This is a genomic window from Streptomyces venezuelae (assembly GCF_008642335.1).
GTDB classification, from domain to species: domain Bacteria; phylum Actinomycetota; class Actinomycetes; order Streptomycetales; family Streptomycetaceae; genus Streptomyces; species Streptomyces venezuelae_F.
The window spans coordinates 2,661,396-2,679,267 of sequence record NZ_CP029191.1; the positions used below are offsets into that span (position 1 = coordinate 2,661,396).

Below are 17,872 nucleotides of genomic sequence, written 5' to 3' on the forward strand. Positions count from 1 at the left end.
CGGGCCCCCCTTGGCACGGTTCGCTTCGACGTGCGTCGTACGCAAACCATGCCAAGGAGCGGCAGATGCTACAGCTCTGCGTCAGGCGACCGAGGAATTGTTCATCTTCCGGGTGGAGATGATCTGGTCGACCAGGCCGTACGAGAGCGCGTCCTCGGCCGTGAGGATCTTGTCGCGCTCGATGTCGTCGCGGATCTTCTCGATCGGCGTCGTGGAGTGCTTGGCCAGCATCTCCTCCAGCTGCGAACGCATCCGGAGGATTTCGTTGGCGGCGATCTCCAGGTCGGAGACCTGGCCGCGGCCGGTCTCGCTGTAGGGCTGGTGGATCAGGACGCGCGCGTTCGGCAGCGCCATGCGCTTGCCGGGCGTGCCCGCCGCGAGGAGCACGGCGGCGGCCGAGGCGGCCTGGCCCATGCAGACGGTCTGCACGTCGGGCTTCACGAACTGCATCGTGTCGTAGATGGCCGTAAGGGCGGTGAAGGAACCACCCGGGCTGTTGATGTAGATGGAGATGTCGCGGTCCGGGTCCATCGACTCCAGGCACAGGAGCTGCGCCATGACGTCGTTGGCGGACGCGTCGTCGATCTGCACGCCGAGGAAGATCACGCGCTCCTCGAAGAGCTTCGCGTACGGGTCGTACTCGCGCACGCCCTGCGAGGTGCGCTCCACGAAGCGCGGGATCACGTAACGCGACTCGGCGCCGGTGCCGGTGAACTCGGCCTGGCCGCTCTCGGCCTGTGCACTGCCGTAGAGGCGGCGACCGGGAAAGTTGTTCATCTCTGGTTCTCCTGAGAAGCGAGGGGCTTAGGTGTCGGCTGCGGGGCGCTGAGCACGGGGCTCAGGCTCCGGTGCCGCCCCCGCCCGGCATGCCTGCGGCGCTGGACATGATGTCGTCGATGAGGCCGTACTCCTTGGCCTCCTGCGGGTCGAACCAGCGGTCGCGGTCCGAGTCGCGCGTGACCTGCTCGACGGTCTGGCCGGTGTGGAACGCCGTGAGCTCGGCCATCTTCTTCTTGGTCAGCAGCAGCCGCTCGGCGTGGATCTTGATGTCCGACGCGGAGCCCGCGAGGCCCGCGGACGGCTGGTGGATCAGGATCTCGGCGTTCGGCAGCGCGAAGCGCTTGCCGGGCGTGCCCGCGCTGAGCAGGAACTGGCCCATGGAGGCGGCCATGCCCATCGCGATCGTCACCACGTCGTTCTTGATGTACTGCATGGTGTCGTAGATCGCCATGCCGGCCGTGATCGAGCCGCCGGGGCTGTTGATGTAGAGGTAGATGTCCTTGTCCGGATCGGAGGCAAGGAGCAGCAGCTGTGCGGTGATCTTGTTGGCAATGTCGTCGTCGACCGGCTGGCCGAGGAAGATGATCCGCTCGCCGAGCAGCCGGTTGTAGACCTGGTCGCCGAGGCCACCACCGATGGAGGGGTCGCCGGCGGCGGAGGGCATCAGATTCGTCACGTATCCACCTGCTCGTCTTACGACGGCGCCGGGCCGTCTCACGTCTTCAGCTGGGGCCTGGGGCACCCGCGTGCGGAACCGCTCCGGGGCGGCTCCGGGGACTCCCCTGCCCTCGTATTCATGGACCCTAACGCTCAGCCCCGTCCGGGGAATCCCGCAAAGGTGACTGTTCGCTGTGAGCGCAGGTTCTGGCGGGGCGCCTCGAGTGGTGCCGGTCGTGCCCCGTAAGGGGCGCGGGGAACTGCGCGAGCAACCCCCACAAGCCGCACCCGCCATGGGTCCCGCCGCGGCAGACGCGCCTGCAGCCCCGTGGGGGCTGATCGCGCAGTTCCCCGCGCCCCTAAAGACACCGGGCCCCCGGGACCGAGAAGTCCTGGGGGCCCGGTGTGCGAGCGTCAGAGCGAGGCTCAGGCCTCGGTCTTCTCCTCGGCGGCGTCGGAGGTCTGCTCGCCCTCGGCGGCAGCCGTCTCGTCCTCGTCGTCCTCGAGGTCCACGACCTCACCGTTCGTGTCCTTGACCGTCGCCGCCTCGACGACGACCGCGAGGGCCTTGCCGCGGGCGACCTCGCCGACGAGCATCGGGACCTGGCCGCCCTCGACGACGGCCTGGGCGAACTGGTCGGGGGACATGCCGGAGGACTGCGCGCGACGCATGAGGTGCTCGGTGAGCTCCTCCTGGTTCACGTTCAGCTTCTCCTTGTTGACGAGCTCGTCGAGGACGAACTGCGTCTTGATGCCCTTCTCGGCCTGCTCCTTGGTCTCGGCGTCGAACTCCTCGCGGGACTTGCCCTGGATCTCCAGGTACTTGTCCAGGTCGAGGCCCATCTGGCCGAGCTGGTGGTGCTCGAGGTTGTGCGTGCGGGTCTGGATCTCGTCCGCGAGGAGCTTCTCGGGGACGGGGACCTCGACCAGCTCGAGCAGCTTCTCCAGGACGCGCTCCTGGGCCTGCGTCGCCTGGTCGTACTGCTTCATGTTCTCGAGGCGCTTGCGGCTGTCGGCCTTCAGCTCGTCGAGGGTGTCGAACTCGGAGGCGAGCTGCGCGAAGTCGTCGTCCAGGGACGGCAGTTCGCGGGCGGCGACCTGGGTGACCTTGACGGTGACCTCGGCCTCCTTGCCGGCCGCCGAGCCGCCCTTGAGCTCGGAGGTGAAGGTGGCCTCGCCACCGGCCTCCAGGCCCTTCACGGCGTCGTCGATGCCCTCGAGGAGCTCGCCGGAGCCGATCGTGTAGGAGACGCCGGACGCGACGCCGTCCTCCAGGACCTCGCCCTCGACCTTGGCCTCGAGGTCGATCGTCACGACGTCGCCGTCCTCGGCGGCACGCTCGACCGGGGACGTGGAGGCGAAGCGCTCGCGCAGCTCCTCGACGGCCTTGTCGACGTCCTCGTCGCTGACCTCGATCGCGTCGACCTCGACCTCGATGCCGGAGTAGTCCGGGATCTCGATGGAGGGACGGACGTCGACCTCGGCGGTGAAGTTGAGGGTCTCGTTGTCCTTCAGCTCGGTGATGTCCACCTCGGGCTGGCCCAGGACGTTGAGCTCGGCCTCGTTGACGGCCTCGGTGTAGAACTTCGGGAGCGCGTCGTTGACGGCCTCTTCGAGGACGGCGCCACGGCCGAACCGCTGGTCGATGACGCGGGCCGGGATCTTGCCCTTGCGGAAGCCCTTCACCGTGACCTGCTGGTTGATCTTCTTGTAGGCCGCGTCGAGGCTGTCCTTGAGCTCCTCGAAGGGCACCTCAACAGTGAGCCGAACCCGAGTCGGGTTCAGGGTCTCCACGGCGCTCTTCACGGTTCGGTCTCCTTGGGGCTGACTTCTTGGGATTCTGCCCGGCTCAGAGACACACGGGCACACAGCTTGCATAGTAACGGCAAGCAGGAGCCGAGCCACAATGCGATCTTGTGGGGGTGATTTCGGTGGTCGGGGTGGCGGGATTTGAACCCACGGCCTTCCGCTCCCAAAGCGGACGCGCTACCAAGCTGCGCCACACCCCGTCGGTGCGACACGTAGGGTACATGCCCGCAGGCAGTGCGGCTCCCGGTTAAACGGGGCCGGTTCCGGGGGGGGCACGTGCGGCGAGGGGCGAGGACCCGCTACGATGCCTGTCGTGCCGCGGCATCCGCTCGTGGCGCGATCTGTGCGGGCGTAGCTCAATGGTAGAGCCCTAGTCTTCCAAACTAGCTACGCGGGTTCGATTCCCGTCGCCCGCTCTCACAGGGAAACCCCAGGCCGGAACGGTCTGGGGTTTCTGCGTTCACGGCTCTCAGAAGCTGATCGAGTTGATCGTCTCCGCCACTTCGTTCAAGAAGCGGTTTATGGAAGGTGCCATACCTGTGGAGGCGAGGAAGAAGCCGAAGAGCACCGCGACGATCGCAGGCCCCGCCTTGAGCGACCCCCCGCGGATCAGCACCACGAGGATGATCGCCAACAGCAGCACCACTGACAGCGAAATGGCCACACTGATCACACCCTAGGTCGGTCGCTCTCCCGGCCCGGGGGGTACGACCCCGCACACCCCCGCCACGGACCATCGTGCCACCAACAGGCCCCCTCTATGCGGCCGGTGACGCAACGTCGGCCAACACGTGACGGCCCTCGCGCGCAAGGGCGCCCAGGGGGCGCATGGGCAGCGCACCGTCGTACAGCAATTCGAGTATCCGAAGTCATCGGAATTCGACGCGATCGTTGCCACCGCCACACACGACGTTCGCAGGAAATTCGAATTGTCTTGGAGGGCACATCCGACAGGCGCGGAGAGAGCGCGTTATGCACCATTTAAACCGGATGAGTTGTGACGTACTGGACAGGGTCCGGTCGCGAACCAGCACGTCTCTTTGTCGACCGACGGGATTAACCGACGTGATTGCAGGAGATTGAGTCGAGAGAAGTGACGGGGGTTTTACGAATACGCCGGGGCGACGCTAGGGTGCCTCAGATGTTCCACGCTGCCACCACCCCCGTAGGCGCAGTGCGGTCCCGGGTCGTCTCACCGAGCTCTTGGTGGGAGGGCCTGTGACCAACTCGGTGCACCCGCACGGACGCCACCGGGCGCCCCTCCCACCGGCCCAGGTGCCGGCGGCCGGAGTCCCCACTCCCCGCGCCCCCCACCCGCCCCCGCAGGCCGCCCCCACCGCTCCCCCCACCCCGGCAGGCCGCAGCACCGCCCACGGCGGGCCGAAGCCCGCCAAACAGCGCGACGCGTTCTTCGACAACGCCAAGTACCTGGCGATCGTCCTCGTGGCGATGGCCCACGCATGGGAACCGCTGACCGATCACAGCCGTACGGCCGAAGCGCTGTACATGACCGTCTACACCTTCCACATGCCGGCGTTCATCGTGATCTCCGGCTACTTCTCGCGCAGTTTCGACATGCGGGCCGACCGTCTCAAGCGGCTCGTGACCGGTGTCGCCGTGCCGTACGTCCTCTTCGAGATCGCGTACACGCTCTTCAAGCGCTGGGCGGACGACGACCCCGGCCAGCCCATCAGCCTGCTCGACCCCTGGTACCTCACCTGGTTCCTGGTCGCGCTCTTCGTGTGGCGGCTCACCGTGCCGCTGTGGAAGATCGTCCGCTGGCCGGTGCCGCTCGCACTGGCCATCGCCACGCTCGCCGTGATCTCACCCGACATCGGCGACGACCTCGACCTGCAGCGCGTCCTGCAGTTCCTGCCGTTCTTCGTCCTCGGCCTCTTCATGAAGCCCGAGTACTTCCAGCTGGTGCGCCGCCGCGAGGTGCGCCTCCTGTCGATCCCGGTCTTCGCGAGCGCGCTGCTCCTGGCGTACTGGGCGGCTCCCCGGATGACCTCGGCCTGGTTCTACCGCCGGGACAGCGCCCAGGAACTGGGTGCGCCGTGGTGGGCCGGTGTCGTGATGACGCTGGCGCTCTTCGGCTGCTCCGTCGTCCTCACCGCGTGCTTCTTCGCGTGGGTGCCGCGCCGGAAGATGTGGTTCACGGTCCTCGGCGCCGGCACGCTGTACGGCTACCTGCTGCACGGCTTCCTCGCCAAGGGCTCCCGCTTCTGGGGCTGGTTCGACACCTACGACTGGCTGCACCAGCCGCTCGGCGAGATCTTCGTGTCGGTGGTCGCCGCGAGCGTGGTCACGGCGCTCTGCACGCCACCGGTGCAACGGATGTTCCGGTTCGCGATGGAGCCCAAGATGGAGTGGGCGTTCAAGCGGGACGCGGCGCAACTCGCCCGTGAGCGGGCCAAGTCGACGTAAGAGAGCTGTCGACGCAACGAGAGCTACGGAACCGGGGTCTCCCCGAGTCCCAGCAGGGCGCGCATGGTGGCGTACTTCGCCGTCAGGCGCGCCCTTGTCGTCGCGTCGAGGACCGCGAGGCGGGCCGGGTCCGCGTTGTGCGCCAGGTCCGCCTCCTTCACGAGGCGGGCGCCCGGGGTGGCGAGGATGCGTCGCGCGTACGCCTCCGGGGGCTCGCCCGCGCGTTTGGTGAGGGCGAGGACGATGTCCTTGGTCCGCCTGGTGAGCGGGGCCTCCGTGAGCCACCGCTCCGACAGGGCGTCGTCCTCGACGGCGTCGTGCAGCCAGGCGGCCGCGATCTGCTCGTCGTCGCCGCCCCGCCGCCGTACCCCCTCGGCCACGGCCTGCAGGTGTTCGGCGTAGGGGCGGCCCGCCTTGTCCTCCTGGTCGGCGTGGGCCTCGCGGGCGAGGGCCTCCACCTCCGGCAGGGACAGCGGTTCGGGGCGGTGGCCTGCGGGCGTCATGCGGCCGACCTTAGCGCCGCCCTCGCCGGGATCGTCGCCGAGGCCAGGCCCATGACCAGGACCGCGCCCACGAAGGAGCCGTACACGAGCGGCGGGACGTACGGGGACTCGCCGGTCAGGCCCTTCATCATCGGGATGAGGGTGGCGAACGCGATGGCCGAGCCGATGACGATGCCCGCGGACGCCACGAGCAGCGCCTCCCAGCGGATCATCCGGAGGACCTGGCGGCGCGTGGAGCCGATCAGGCGCAGCGTGCCGAGTTCGCGGCGGCGGTCCAGGACCGTCATGACCAGGGTGTTGATCGCGGCGACGGCCGCGAAGCCGCCGAGTACGGCCGCCATCGTGGTGTTGGCCCAGGCGTTGAGCTCGTTGTCCATGGAGCGTGCGGTGGCGTAGCCGTCGCGGTCCTTGAGGACGCCGAGTCCGGAGAGCGCCTGCGCGGAGCCGCCGCTGGTCCAGACCTCGCTCGCGAAGGCCGAGGTGACGTGCTGCTTCAGGTCGGCGGCGGACATGGTCACCTGGGAGAGGCCGAGGCCCCTGCCGTACGTGGCGACGACGGTCGGCGAGGCCTTGGTGCCGTCGGGCAGGCGGAGGGCGAGGCGGTCGCCGGTCTTCACGTGGGCGGAGTCGGCGAGGGTGGCGTCGACGGCGATCTGGCCCTTGCCGAGCTTCAGGGTGCCCGTCTCGACGTCGAGGTCCTGGACCTCGGCGAGCGCGGCGGCCGTGCCGGTGATGCCTTGCGTCGACGCGGTCTGCAGATAGCGGTCGCCGCCCGAGCCCACCGGCACGAGTACGGAGGACTTGAGCACGCCGACGGCGGAGGTGACGCCCTTCGCGTCGGCGGCCTTCGCCAGGGTTCCCGGGGCGAGCCCGCCGTCGGCGGTGATGATGTGGTCGGCGGTGATGCCCGCGCGCTGCTGGTCGGCGGCGACCCGCTCCTCGCTGGTGTGCATGAAGACGAGGACCGAGGAGAAGGCCATGGCGAGCACGATCGGGGTGATCGCGGAGGCCAGACGGCGGGCGTTGGAGCGGGAGTTGGCGGCCGCGAGCGAGGCGGACGCGCCGGCGCCGCGCAGCGGGAGGCCGAACAGGGCGGCGCAGCCGCGGGCCACCAGCGGGCCGAGCAGGGCGACGGCGAGCATGAAGAGCATGACGACGCCGAGGGCCGCGTTCGCCGCGTCGTCGCCGGTGTTACTGGCGGCGAATCCGGCGAAGACCGTGCCGCCGACGGCGGCGGCGATGCCCAGCGGCGTACGGATCCAGCCGAGCGCCACCCGTTCCACGGCGGCTTCGCTGAGCGCCTGGCCCGGCTTGATGCGGGAGGGGCGGCGGGCGGCCATGTAGCCGGCGCCGAGCGCGGTGAGGACGGCGACGCCGACGGCGCTGACGAGCGGGATGAAGGAGACGGTCAGGTCGACGGCCTCGGGGATCGCGCCCTTCTCCTTCAGCTGTCCGAACCACCAGTTGGCCAGGGCGATGCCGGGCAGCAGGCCGACGGCCGCGGCGGCGGGGGCGACGAGCAGGGTCTCGGTGGCGATGGTGCGGCGGATCTGGCGGGGGGTGGTGCCGATGGCGCGCAGCAGGGCGTACTCGCGGGCGCGCTGGCCGACGGAGAGGGCGACGGTGCCCGCGGCGGTGAAGACGGCGGTGAGGGCGGCGATGCCGCCGAAGGAGCCGCCGAGGGCGGTGAGCATTTCCTTGGCGTAGGAGAGCGCGGAGCCCTCGGCCTCGCTGCGGTCGTCGCCGGTGTGGACCTCGGCCTTGTCGCCGAGGGCGTGTGCGACCCGGGACTTGAGGGCGTCGGCCGTGACGCCCGCCTCGGGCAGGACGGCGATGGCGTCGACGCGTCCGGGGTGGCCGGAGATGCGGACGGCCTCGGAGTCGGCGAACCAGGCGGTGGGGGCGGTCCCCTTGGCGCCCACGGTGCCGGACACGCGGAAGGTGCGCGGTCCGTCGGCGGTGGTGAGGGTGGTGCGGTCGCCGACGGAGGCGCCGGGTGCGGCGAGGACGACCTCGCCGGGGTGCGGGGCGCGGCCCGCGGTGAGCTTCTCGCCGGTGAAGGCGGTGGAGCCCCAGCCGTGGGCGGTGACGTCCTTGTCGCCGGACTTGACGGGGAAGGTGACGTCGGGGACGGCGGTGCGGGCGCCGGGCACGGCACCGGCCTTGGCGACGAGGGAGTGGTCGACGCGGGCCTGGTCGGGCAGGGGCACGTCGGACTCGGACTTGCTGTCGCCGCTGCCGGCGACGAAGTGGACGGACTGGTTCGAGGCGGCGACGACGGGGGCGCCCGCGTACCGCTCGGTCGGGACGGAGGCGCGCAGCCCCGTCTCCAGGAGGATGCCGCAGGCGGCCACGATCAGCGAGGCCATCATCAGGGCGACGAACGTGCCGGCGAAGGCGGCGGGTTTGAAGCGGACCGCCGCGCGGGCGAGGCCGTTGGGGACGTATGCCATTACGCGGCCACCCCCGCGTAGGCGGGCGCGGTCAGGGTGGTCATGCGGGCCGCGATCTGTGCGGCGGAGGCGCGTTCGAGACGGTCGACGATGGAGCCGCCGGCGAGGAAGAGAACGCGGTCGGCGTGGGCGGCGGCCGCAGGGTCGTGGGTAACCATGACGACGGTGGCGCCGAGGCCGTCGACCGCGGAGCGCAGCAGGCCGAGGATCTCGCTCGCGGTGGTGGTGTCGAGGGCGCCGGTCGGCTCGTCGGCGAAGATCACGTCGGGTTCGGTGACCAGGGCGCGGGCGATGGCGACGCGCTGCTGCTGGCCGCCGGAGAGCTGGCCGGGGCGGCGGCGGCCCTTGTCGCCGAGGCCGACGCGGGTGAGCATCGCGGTGGCCTTGCGGTGGTCGGGGCGGTGGCCCGCGAGGCGCATCGGCAGGACGACGTTCTGCTCGACGGTCAGCGAAGGCAGCAGGTTGAAGGCCTGGAAGACGAAGCCGAGGCGGGTGCGGCGCAGGGCGGTGAGCTTGTTCTCGCTCATGCCGGTGATCTCGGTGCCGCCGAGGTGGACGGTGCCGCTGCTCGGCCGGTCGAGGCCCGCGGCGCACTGCAGGAACGTCGACTTGCCGGAGCCGGAGGGGCCCATGACGGCGGTGAAGCTGCCGCGGGGCAGGGCGAGGTCGATGCCGGCGAGGGCGTGCACGGCGCCGGAGCCGCGGCCGTACTGACGGCGGACGCCGCGCAGTTCGACGGCCCAGTCGCCGGGTGTCCCGCCGAGGACGGCCCGGTCGCCGATCGCCCCGCCGAGGACGCGGACGTCCTCCTCGACGACTCGGTTCTTCTTCCGCCGCAGCCCCATGTCCCTGTCCATTTCTCCGTACGAGTTCGACGTCTAAAACGTACGGAGACGGGGGTGGTGTGGACCATGAGGGCGGCTGGCGAACCGGGGGTGGGGAGAACCCCACCAAGCGCGTTCAGGTTCGGCGAACCGATCGTTTGGTAACCTAAGTATTGACGCGTTCTTGACGCTTCCTTTGCCATTCCACGTATGTCCCCTTACATGCCACCTACGGGAGGAACGGGCCCATCGGACACGCAGACACCCTGATAGCCATGGGCGGCGCCTTTCTCGCCGCCGCCGTCCTCGCCCGCCTCGGCGGCCGCATCGGACTCCCCACCATCCCGCTCTTCATCCTGGCCGGGATCCTCCTCGGCCCCCACACACCCGGCGTGGTCCTGGTCTCCGACCCCCACGACCTGGAAATGCTCTCGGCGCTCGGCCTGGTCCTGCTGCTCTTCTACCTCGGCCTCGAGTTCCACATGGACGACCTCAAGACCGGCGGCCGCAAGATGGCCGTCGCGGGAGGCACCTACCTCGCCCTGAACGTCGGCGCCGGCCTGGGCTTTGGATTCGCGCTCGGCTGGGGCACCTCCGAAGCGCTGGTCCTCGCCGGAGTCCTCGGCATCTCCTCATCGGCGATCGTCACCAAAGTCCTCGTCGACACCGGCAGGCTCGGCAACCCCGAGACGAAGCCGATCCTCGGCATCATCGTGGTCGAGGACATCTTCCTGGCCCTCTACCTCGCGGCGCTGCAGCCCACCCTGTCCGGCGCGGACAGCCTGGCCGCCGCGGTGATGGACGGCGGCAAGGCCTTCGGCTTCCTGCTGCTGCTCGCCCTCGCGGCCCGCTTCGGCACGCGTCTCGTCGGCCGCCTCATGGACACGCGTGACGACGAACTCCTCGTCATCTCGTTCCTCGGCGTCGCCGTCTTCGTGGCCGGAGTCTCCGAGTGGTTCGGCGTCGCCGACGCGATCGGCGCGTTCATGGTCGGCCTGATGCTCGGCAGCACGGCGTCCGGCGACCGCATCCGCACCCTGGTCCACCCCCTGCGGGACGCCTTCGGCGCGATCTTCTTCTTCGCCTTCGGCCTCTCCATCGACCCGGGTGACCTCCCGGTCGTCCTCTGGCCGGTCCTGGCCGCGGTGGCGGTCACCCTCCTGATGAACGTCCTCGCCGGACTCGGCGCGGCACGCGTCTACGGCTTCGGCCCGGGCCCCGCGGCGAACATCTCCACGACACTCCTCGCCCGCGGCGAGTTCGCCCTGATCCTCGCCACGATGGCGGTGGGCGCAGGCCTCGACGAACGCCTCTCCCCCTTCATCGCGGGGTACGTGCTGCTGCTGGCGGTCCTCGGGCCGCTGGCGGCGGGGCGGTCGGAGTGGCTGGCGCGGATATTGCCGGGCGGCGGGGACGGCGACGGCCACGGGGGCGGCCCGGGCGTCACGCCTCCCGGCAGATCAGCAGCAGCGCCCTGTCGTCGTTGACGTCCTTCGCCACGGCCTCGATGAGGTGCCAGGCCGCTCCGTGGAAGCCTCCTGCCACGTAGCGGTCGGCCTCGCCCGTGAGGCGGTCCATCCCCTCGGCGATGTCGCGGTCGGAGGTCTCGACGAGGCCGTCGGTGAAGAGCATCAGGACGTCGCCGGGGCGCAGGACGCCCTTGACGGGGTCGAACTGGGCACCGTCGTAGACGCCGAGGAGGGGGCCCTGGCCGGCCTTCTCCTCCCAGCGGCCGCTGCCCGCGCTGAGCTGGAGGCCCGGCGGGTGGCCCGCGGAGAAGAGTTCGTAGTCGCCGGTCTCCAGGTCGAGGACCAGGTGGATGGAGGTCGCGAAGCCCTCGTCCCAGTCCTGGCGGAGCAGGTAGCCGTTGGCGGCGGGCAGGAAGGCGTGCGGGGGCAGCGAGCCGAGCAGGCCGCCGAACGCGCCGGACAGGAGCAGCGCGCGCGAACCCGCGTCCATGCCCTTCCCGGAGACGTCGGTGAGGACGGCCTCCAGGGTGCGGCCGCCGTTCGTGCGGGCCGCGACCACGAAGTCGCCGGAGAAGGACTGGCCGCCGGCCGGGCGCAGTGCCATCTCGCGGTGCCAGCCGCGCGGCAGCTTCGGCAGCTTGCTCTGGACGCGGATGCGTTCGCGCAGGTCGAAGAGCATGGTGCCGCCGCCGCGCCAGGGCACGCCGACCCGGCTGCGGAACTGGGCGATGAGGAGTCCGAAGAAGCCGCAGGCGGCGACCACGAGGACCGTGCCCGGCGTGACGCGGGCGGCGCCTTCCGTGTACGGGCCGAGCCGGACGGACTCCACGATCAGGGCCACCGCCGAGGCGGCGTAGAGCCCGAGGAGGCTGGCCGGGCGCAGCAGCAGGCCGCCGGCGACGATCGGCAGGACCAGGGCGGACGGCGAGAACCACTCGTTGTTGATGATCGTGCAGGTCGTGATGACCGGGATGGTGAGGAGGAGTCCCGCGAGGGCGACCCAGTCGGAGCCGTCGCCGCGGAAGTAGTCGACCCCGGATTTGCGCAGCGCGATGCGGACCCGGTGCACCTTCTTCTTCATCCGGGCCGTGAACGTGTCGGCTTCCGCGCGTACCTCCATTGCTCGTGGACCTTATCCAGCGGGCCGCGTACTTCGCACGGGAGGTCCCGGTTGTCCCCCGTCAGGGGCATCCCCGAGGCGGGGAAAAACCCGTCGCTCCGCACGGCGGCGCCCTGGTAGGCATGGCATATGACGACAGACGTGCGGGTGCTCGGGAAGGCCGACTGGGACGCGTGGTACGGGACGTTGGAGCTCGCGTTCGGCGGGGTCGCCGAGTCGGACGAGGAACGTGAGCTGTGGCGCGCGCTCACCGAGCACGACCGGTCGATCGGCGTGTGGGACGGGGACGCGTGCGTGGGGACGGCGGGGGCGTTCTCCTTCCGCATGGCCGTGCCGGGTGGTGCGCTGGTGGAGACGGCGGGCGTCACGATGGTCGGTGTCGCGGCCACGCACCGGCGGCGCGGGATCCTGACGTCGATGATGCGGCGGCAGTTGGACGACGTCCGCGCGTGGGGCGAGCCGCTGGCCGTGCTCACCGCGTCCGAGCCGGTCATCTACGGCCGGTTCGGGTACGGCGCGGCGACCCGGCACATGAAGGCCGACATCGACACCACGCGGGTGTCGCTGTCCATGCCCGCCGGGACGGACGACGTACATCTTCGGTACGTTCGGCCCGCCGACGTCCACGAGGCCTGCGAGGCGCTGTACGCACGACGCGTGACGGAGCGTCCGGGCATGACGGCCCGGCAGCCCGGCTGGGAGCGGCTGGGGCTGCTCGACCCGCAGAGCGAGCGGAACGGCGCGTCGCCGCTGCAGTGCGTGGTCGCCGAGCGGGCGGGTGAACTCGTCGGGTACGTGCGGTTCGCGGTGAAGCCCGACTGGGAGTGGCAGGGCCCCAAGGGTTCGGTCCAGGTGCGCGACATCGAGGGTGTGGACCCGGCGGCGTACGCGGCGCTGTGGCGGTTCCTGTTCGACATCGACCTGACGTCATCGGTCGTCACCCGCAACCGTCCGGTCGACGACGCGCTGCTCGAGATGGTCTCCGACATCCGCCGCTGCGACGTCACGGTGCGGGATTCGTTGTACGTACGGCTCGTCGAGGTCGGCGCGGCCCTTGAGGCGCGGACGTATCAGGCGCCGCTGGACGTGGTCTTCGAGGTCGAGGACGCGTTCTGCCCCTGGAACGAGGGCCGTTGGCGCCTCACCGGCGACGCGAAGGGCGCGTCGTGCGAGCGCACGGCCGACGCGGCCGACCTCTCCTTGTCGGTACGCGAGCTCGGCGCCGCCTACCTCGGCGGTACGTCCCTCACGTCACTTGCGGCCGCGGGCCGGGTCCGTGAGCTGCGCCGCGGCGCGCTGGCCGAGGCGTCGGTGGCCTTCGGGTCCGATGTGGCGCCGTGGCTGTCCCACGGGTTCTAGGGCCTGGCCGCGGTCTTCAGGCGGGGCGCTGGCAGGTGGGGCACCAGAAGAGGTTGCGGGCCGCGAGGTCCGCGGTGCGGATGTCGCCGCCGCAGAGGTGACAGGGCTGGTTCGCCCGCCGGTAGACGTAGACCTCGCCGCCGTGGTCGTCGACGCGCGGCGGGCGTCCCATCGCCTCCGGGGTGTGCTCGGGCCTGACGGTGTCGATGCGGTTGAGGCGTACGCCCTCGTGCATCAGCTCGACGAGGTCGGCCCAGATCGCGGCCCACTGCGCCGGGGTGATGTCCTTGCCCGCCGTGTACGGGTCGATGCCGTGCCTAAAGAGGACCTCCGCGCGGTAGACGTTGCCGACGCCCGCGATGACCTTCTGGTCCATGAGGAGCGCGGCGATCGTGGTGCGGCTGCGGGAGATGCGCGCGTACGCCTTCTGTGGGTCGTCCCCGTCCCGCAGGGGGTCCGGGCCGAGCCTGTCGTGTATCGCCTGCTTCTCGTCGTCCGTGACGAGGGCGCAGGTGGTGGGGCCGCGGAGGTCGGAGTGGTACGCGTCGTTCAGGAGCCGGAGGCGGACGGTGTCCGTGGGGGGCGGCGCGGGGGTCTCTCCCAGCGTGTACTTGCCGAAGAGGCCGAGGTGGACGTGGATCCAGCCGGTGTCGGCGAAGCCGAGGAAGAGGTGTTTGCCGTGTGCCTCGGCGGTCTCCATCACCTGGCCGGTGACGAGGGCGGCGCTGTCACTGAACTTGCCCTGCGGGCTGGTCGCCCGGACGGCGCGCCCCTGGAACCGGTCCCGGTGATCCGCGGCAAGCCGGTGAATGGTGTGCCCCTCAGGCACGGGGTCCCTCCGGGAGTGCGTGCGGAGGGGCTGCGGAATCAGCCCCTCCGGCGTTTGAGGAGCGGGGTCCGGGGCGGAGCCCCGTGACTTCGCTACGGCTGGGGGTGGTGGGCCGGGACGGGGGGCAGCTCACCCGTCCGCTCATAGGCCGAGAGCATCTCGATGCGGCGAGTGTGACGCTCCTCACCCGAGTACGGCGTCGCCAGGAAGATCTCGACGAACTTCGTCGCCTCCTCCTGTGTATGCATGCGCCCACCGATCGAGATGACGTTCGCGTCGTTGTGCTCGCGGCCGAGCGCCGCGGTCTGCTCGCTCCAGGCCAGGGCCGCCCGCACGCCCTTCACCTTGTTCGCGGCGATCTGCTCGCCGTTGCCGGAGCCGCCGATGACGATGCCGAGGGCGTCCGGGTCCGCGGCGGTCTTCTCCGCGGCGCGCAGACAGAACGGCGGGTAGTCGTCCTGGGCGTCATAGATGTGGGGCCCGCAGTCGACGGGCTCATGGCCGTGGCTCTTGAGCCATTCGACCAAGTGGTTCTTGAGTTCGTAGCCGGCATGATCCGAGCCGAGGTACACGCGCATGGGTCCGAGTGTGGCACGTCGCGGGGTGGGTAGCCGCGACCGGGCAGGATGTTGATCTCCCTGGTCGGGACCTTGGTCCAGGCCTAAAGGCCGGAATACAACGATCCGGATTCAGGACTTCCGTCCCGTTCACCCCTGGGTTTGAATGCGGGGGCTCGTGACCCGAGAACTTAAGGATTCGTCCATGACCTCGCAACCCTCCCTTGCGAAGGCAGACAGCACCCCCAATCCCCCTGGGGATCCGCGGTCTGGCGGCAGTGGTGACACCGGCGACACCGGTGACGGCCTGAAAGCGGGTCTCAAGAACCGTCACCTTTCGATGATCGCCATCGGCGGTGTGATCGGTGCCGGTCTTTTCGTCGGCTCCAGCTCCGGTATCGCCGCCGCGGGGCCCGCGATCCTCATCTCGTACGCCCTCGTCGGCACGATGGTCGTCCTCGTGATGCGGATGCTCGGTGAGATGGCCGCCGCACGGCCCGCGTCCGGCTCCTTCTCCACCTACGCGGACCAGGCGCTCGGCCGCTGGGCCGGCTTCTCCATCGGCTGGCTCTACTGGTTCTTCTGGGTCGTCGTGCTCGCCGTGGAGGCCACCGCGGGCGCCGTGATCCTCAACGGCTGGATACCCGCCGTACCGCAGTGGGGCTGGGCGCTCATCGTGATGGTCGTGCTCACCGCCACGAACCTCGTCTCCGTGGGCTCGTACGGCGAGTTCGAGTTCTGGTTCGCCGGAATCAAGGTCGTCGCCATCGGCGGCTTCGTCGTGATCGGTCTGCTCGCCGTCTTCGGCGTGCTGCCGGGCTCCGACAACCCGGGCGACGGATTCGCGCACCTCACCGACGCGGGCGGCTTCATGCCCAAGGGCGCGGGCGCCATCCTCACCGGTGTGCTGATGGTCGTCTTCTCCTTCATGGGCAGCGAGATCGTCACGCTGGCCGCCGGTGAGTCCGAGGACCCGCAGCGCGCCGTCACCAAGGCGACCAACAGCGTCATCTGGCGCATCGGCGTCTTCTACCTGGGCTCGATCTTCGTCGTCATCACCCTCCTGCCGTGGAACGACAAGTCGATCACCGAGGACGGCAGTTACGTCGCCGCGCTGAACTCGATCGGCATCCCGCACGCCGGTCAGGTCATGAACGTCATCGTCCTCACCGCCGTGCTCTCCTGCCTCAACTCCGGGCTGTACACCGCGTCCCGCATGGCCTTCTCGCTGGGTCAGCGCGGTGACGCGCCCAAGGCCTTCGCGCGCACCAACGCGCGGGGCGTCCCGCAGGCCGCGATCCTCGGCTCGGTCGTCTTCGGTTTCGTCGCCGTCTGGTTCAACTACCAGTGGAAGGACACCGTCTTCGACTTCCTGCTCAACTCCTCGGGCGCGGTGGCCCTCTTCGTGTGGCTGATCATCAGCTTCACGCAGCTGCGGATGCGCGGGATCATCCTGCGCGAGGAGCCGGAGAAGCTCGTCGTGAAGATGTGGCTCTTCCCGTACCTGACGTGGGTCACGATCGCGATGATCTCGTTCGTCCTCGTCTACATGCTGACCGACGAGGCCGGCCGCAAGCAGGTGCTGCTCTCGCTCCTCGCCGCCGCCTTCGTGGTCGTCTTCTCGCTGGTGCGCGAGAAGGTCCGGCCCCGGGACGCGGACGGAATTCCGGTGGAGTCGCAGAGGAGTTGACGTCGGGGCGGTCCACCGGTGCGCGATGCTCTCCGTGTCAGACGAGACAACGGAGGCACCCGTGGACCACACCGCCCAGCGACTCGTGTTCCGGCCGGACGACGCCGGATACGAAGCGGAAATCGCCGGAATGCAGACCGGGTTCGTGACACGGCCCGACCTCGTCTTCGGCGCGAAGAGCGCCGACGACGTGGTCGCCGCCGTCGCGTACGCGGCCGGGGCGGGCCTGCCCGTCGGCGTGCAGGCGACCGGACACGGCGTGCCGGGAGCCTCCGAGGGCGGCGTCCTCATCAGTACGCGGCGCATGGACGCCGTGCGGATCGACCCCGACGCGCGCACCGCGGCCATCGGCGCGGGCGCCCGTTGGGGTCAGGTCGTCGAGGCCGCGGTGCAGCACGGGCTCGCGCCGCTGAACGGCACCGCGCCGAGCGTCGGCGCCGTCGGCTACACGCTCGGCGGCGGACTCGGCATCCTGGGCCGCGAGTTCGGCTACGCGGCCGACCACGTCCGCTCGGTCGACGTCGTCACCGGGGACGGCGTCCCGCGCCACGTGACGCGGGACAGCGACCCGGAGCTCTTCTGGGGCCTGCTGGGCGGCGGCGCGCAGCTCGGCGTGGTCACGGAGCTGGAGATCGGCCTGGTGCCGGTGGCGCGGCTGTACGGCGGCGCCCTCACGTTCGACGGCAGGGTGGTCGCCCCTGCCGCGGTGCTGCGCGGCTACGAGGAGTGGACGCGGGCCCTGCCCGACGAGGTGACGTCGTCGCTCGCGGCGCTCGTCTACCCGGATCTGCCGCAGCTCCCGCCCCACCTGCGGGGCAGCTACCTCGTCCTGATCCGCGTCGCGTTCACCGGCTCGGAGGCGGAGGGCGAGCGCCTGGTGGCGCCGCTGCGGGAGATCGGGCCCACGGTGTCGGACACGCTGCGGGAGATGCCGTACGCCGAGAGCCCCTCGATCCACGGCGACCCGGACTTCCCGCACGCCTTCTACGGCGACAACGCCGTCCTGAGCACCCTCGACGTCGACGCGGCGGGCGCCGTCCTCGCGCTGACCGGGCCGGACGCGGCCGCGATGCACATCCTGCAGCTCAACCACCTGGGCGGAGCCCTGGCGCGCCCCGCGGAGAACGCCGTCCCCCACCGCGAGGCGGGCTGGCTGCTGCGGCTCCTGTCGCCGCTGGACGGCACGGACGTCGAGTCGCACCGGAAGGTCCACGCGGAGGCGTTCGGGCTCGTGGCGCCGCAGACGCTGGGGCGGTCGCTCAACTTCCTCTTCGGCGGCAGCGACAGGCCGGAGGGCCTGTACGACGCGGAGACGCGGAAGAGGCTCGCCGGGCTGAAGGCCACGTACGACCCGGCGAACCTCTTCAGGCGGAATTACAGCGTCAGCTGACCGCT

Annotated in this window: 15 protein-coding genes and 2 tRNA genes; 6 read left to right on the top strand and 11 right to left on the bottom strand. The window is 70.4% G+C overall.

The features are described from left to right. Nucleotides 1-81 precede the first annotated feature (81 nt). From DEJ49_RS11905 to DEJ49_RS11920, 4 genes are all read right to left on the bottom strand, one after another. Nucleotides 82-777, bottom strand: coding sequence for an ATP-dependent Clp protease proteolytic subunit (locus DEJ49_RS11905; RefSeq protein WP_150184112.1), 696 nt, complete (start codon nt 775-777; stop codon nt 82-84). Nucleotides 778-838: 61 nt separating this feature from the next. Continuing rightward, entirely contained in the window at nt 839-1,444 is a 606-nt protein-coding gene (locus DEJ49_RS11910; RefSeq protein WP_190329594.1) for an ATP-dependent Clp protease proteolytic subunit, read from the bottom strand. A 419-nt stretch (nt 1,445-1,863) separates the two neighbouring features. Continuing rightward, on the bottom strand, nt 1,864-3,243 hold the full coding sequence (tig, locus tag DEJ49_RS11915) for a trigger factor (RefSeq protein ID WP_150184113.1): 1,380 nt from the start codon (nt 3,241-3,243) through the stop codon (nt 1,864-1,866). 126 nt (nt 3,244-3,369) lie between these two features. Beyond that, nucleotides 3,370-3,446, bottom strand: a tRNA-Pro gene (locus tag DEJ49_RS11920). Nucleotides 3,447-3,591: 145 nt separating this feature from the next. Here DEJ49_RS11920 and DEJ49_RS11925 point away from each other — a divergent pair. Next, nucleotides 3,592-3,662, top strand: a tRNA-Gly gene (locus DEJ49_RS11925). A gap of 53 nt (nt 3,663-3,715) precedes the next feature. On the opposite strand, the gene DEJ49_RS11930 is transcribed toward DEJ49_RS11925, so the two are convergent. Next, nucleotides 3,716-3,910 carry a hypothetical protein gene (locus tag DEJ49_RS11930; protein ID WP_055570088.1) on the bottom strand — a complete coding sequence of 65 codons (195 nt, stop codon included), beginning with the start codon at nt 3,908-3,910 and terminating at the stop codon, nt 3,716-3,718. Between the two features lie 554 nt (nt 3,911-4,464). Between DEJ49_RS11930 and DEJ49_RS11935 the strand changes: the two genes are divergently transcribed. Continuing rightward, nucleotides 4,465-5,673, top strand: a complete 1,209-nt coding sequence (locus DEJ49_RS11935; protein WP_150184114.1) for an acyltransferase family protein — start codon at nt 4,465-4,467, stop codon at nt 5,671-5,673. Between the two features lie 23 nt (nt 5,674-5,696). Here DEJ49_RS11935 and DEJ49_RS11940 read toward each other — a convergent pair whose 3' ends face one another. Genes DEJ49_RS11940 through DEJ49_RS11950 form a run of 3 tightly spaced genes read right to left on the bottom strand, consistent with a single transcriptional unit; the run spans nt 5,697 to nt 9,474 of the window. Continuing rightward, complete coding sequence (locus DEJ49_RS11940) at nt 5,697-6,176, bottom strand: HD domain-containing protein (RefSeq protein ID WP_150184115.1); 480 nt, start codon at nt 6,174-6,176, stop codon at nt 5,697-5,699. Then, a complete protein-coding gene (locus DEJ49_RS11945) occupies nt 6,173-8,629 on the bottom strand; it encodes an FtsX-like permease family protein (RefSeq protein ID WP_150184116.1) in 2,457 nt (818 codons plus the stop codon). The genes DEJ49_RS11940 and DEJ49_RS11945 overlap by 4 nt, the downstream gene beginning before the upstream one ends. Further along, the gene (locus tag DEJ49_RS11950) at nt 8,629-9,474 is read right to left on the bottom strand and encodes an ABC transporter ATP-binding protein (RefSeq protein ID WP_150188178.1); all 846 of its coding nucleotides are present in this window, start codon (nt 9,472-9,474) and stop codon (nt 8,629-8,631) included. The genes DEJ49_RS11945 and DEJ49_RS11950 overlap by 1 nt, the downstream gene beginning before the upstream one ends. 254 nt (nt 9,475-9,728) lie before the next feature. Between DEJ49_RS11950 and DEJ49_RS11955 the strand changes: the two genes are divergently transcribed. Then, nucleotides 9,729-10,940 (top strand): cation:proton antiporter, encoded by a 1,212-nt coding sequence (locus tag DEJ49_RS11955; RefSeq protein ID WP_150184117.1) that lies wholly within the window; start codon nt 9,729-9,731, stop codon nt 10,938-10,940. Here DEJ49_RS11955 and DEJ49_RS11960 read toward each other — a convergent pair. Further along, the gene (locus DEJ49_RS11960) at nt 10,897-12,042 is read right to left on the bottom strand and encodes a PP2C family protein-serine/threonine phosphatase (RefSeq protein WP_150184118.1); all 1,146 of its coding nucleotides are present in this window, start codon (nt 12,040-12,042) and stop codon (nt 10,897-10,899) included. The genes DEJ49_RS11955 and DEJ49_RS11960 overlap by 44 nt on opposite strands. A 129-nt stretch (nt 12,043-12,171) precedes the next feature. Here DEJ49_RS11960 and DEJ49_RS11965 point away from each other — a divergent pair, with 129 nt between their 5' ends. Continuing rightward, complete coding sequence (locus tag DEJ49_RS11965; protein WP_150184119.1) at nt 12,172-13,401, top strand: GNAT family N-acetyltransferase; 1,230 nt, start codon at nt 12,172-12,174, stop codon at nt 13,399-13,401. Nucleotides 13,402-13,417: 16 nt separating this feature from the next. Here DEJ49_RS11965 and DEJ49_RS11970 read toward each other — a convergent pair whose 3' ends face one another. Together DEJ49_RS11970 and DEJ49_RS11975 are read right to left on the bottom strand one after the other, a co-directional pair. Then, nucleotides 13,418-14,230, bottom strand: a complete 813-nt coding sequence (locus tag DEJ49_RS11970) for an Fpg/Nei family DNA glycosylase (RefSeq protein ID WP_150184120.1) — start codon at nt 14,228-14,230, stop codon at nt 13,418-13,420. Between the two features lie 92 nt (nt 14,231-14,322). Then, on the bottom strand, nt 14,323-14,808 hold the full coding sequence (locus DEJ49_RS11975; protein WP_150184121.1) for a ribose-5-phosphate isomerase: 486 nt from the start codon (nt 14,806-14,808) through the stop codon (nt 14,323-14,325). A gap of 184 nt (nt 14,809-14,992) precedes the next feature. Between DEJ49_RS11975 and DEJ49_RS11980 the strand changes: the two genes are divergently transcribed. Together DEJ49_RS11980 and DEJ49_RS11985 are read left to right on the top strand one after the other, a co-directional pair. After that, nucleotides 14,993-16,477, top strand: coding sequence for an amino acid permease (locus DEJ49_RS11980; protein WP_150184122.1), 1,485 nt, complete (start codon nt 14,993-14,995; stop codon nt 16,475-16,477). Nucleotides 16,478-16,502: 25 nt separating this feature from the next. Further along, nucleotides 16,503-17,867, top strand: coding sequence for an FAD-binding oxidoreductase (locus DEJ49_RS11985; RefSeq protein ID WP_150184123.1), 1,365 nt, complete (start codon nt 16,503-16,505; stop codon nt 17,865-17,867). Nucleotides 17,868-17,872: the final 5 nt, after the last annotated feature.

Bases quoted from the DNA above. Each gene is read 5' to 3' on its own strand.
- DEJ49_RS11905 (WP_150184112.1), bottom strand. From the start codon at position 777: ATGAACAACTTTCCCGGTCGCCGCCTCTACGGCAGTGCACAGGCCGAG.
- DEJ49_RS11910 (WP_190329594.1), bottom strand. From the start codon at position 1,444: ATGCCCTCCGCCGCCGGCGACCCCTCCATCGGTGGTGGCCTCGGCGAC.
- DEJ49_RS11940 (WP_150184115.1), bottom strand. From the start codon at position 6,176: ATGACGCCCGCAGGCCACCGCCCCGAACCGCTGTCCCTGCCGGAGGTG.
- DEJ49_RS11945 (WP_150184116.1), bottom strand. From the start codon at position 8,629: ATGGCATACGTCCCCAACGGCCTCGCCCGCGCGGCGGTCCGCTTCAAA.
- DEJ49_RS11950 (WP_150188178.1), bottom strand. From the start codon at position 9,474: ATGGGGCTGCGGCGGAAGAAGAACCGAGTCGTCGAGGAGGACGTCCGC.
- DEJ49_RS11955 (WP_150184117.1), top strand. From the start codon at position 9,729: ATGGGCGGCGCCTTTCTCGCCGCCGCCGTCCTCGCCCGCCTCGGCGGC.
- DEJ49_RS11960 (WP_150184118.1), bottom strand. From the start codon at position 12,042: ATGGAGGTACGCGCGGAAGCCGACACGTTCACGGCCCGGATGAAGAAG.
- DEJ49_RS11965 (WP_150184119.1), top strand. From the start codon at position 12,172: ATGACGACAGACGTGCGGGTGCTCGGGAAGGCCGACTGGGACGCGTGG.
- DEJ49_RS11975 (WP_150184121.1), bottom strand. From the start codon at position 14,808: ATGCGCGTGTACCTCGGCTCGGATCATGCCGGCTACGAACTCAAGAAC.
- DEJ49_RS11980 (WP_150184122.1), top strand. From the start codon at position 14,993: ATGACCTCGCAACCCTCCCTTGCGAAGGCAGACAGCACCCCCAATCCC.
- DEJ49_RS11985 (WP_150184123.1), top strand. From the start codon at position 16,503: ATGCTCTCCGTGTCAGACGAGACAACGGAGGCACCCGTGGACCACACC.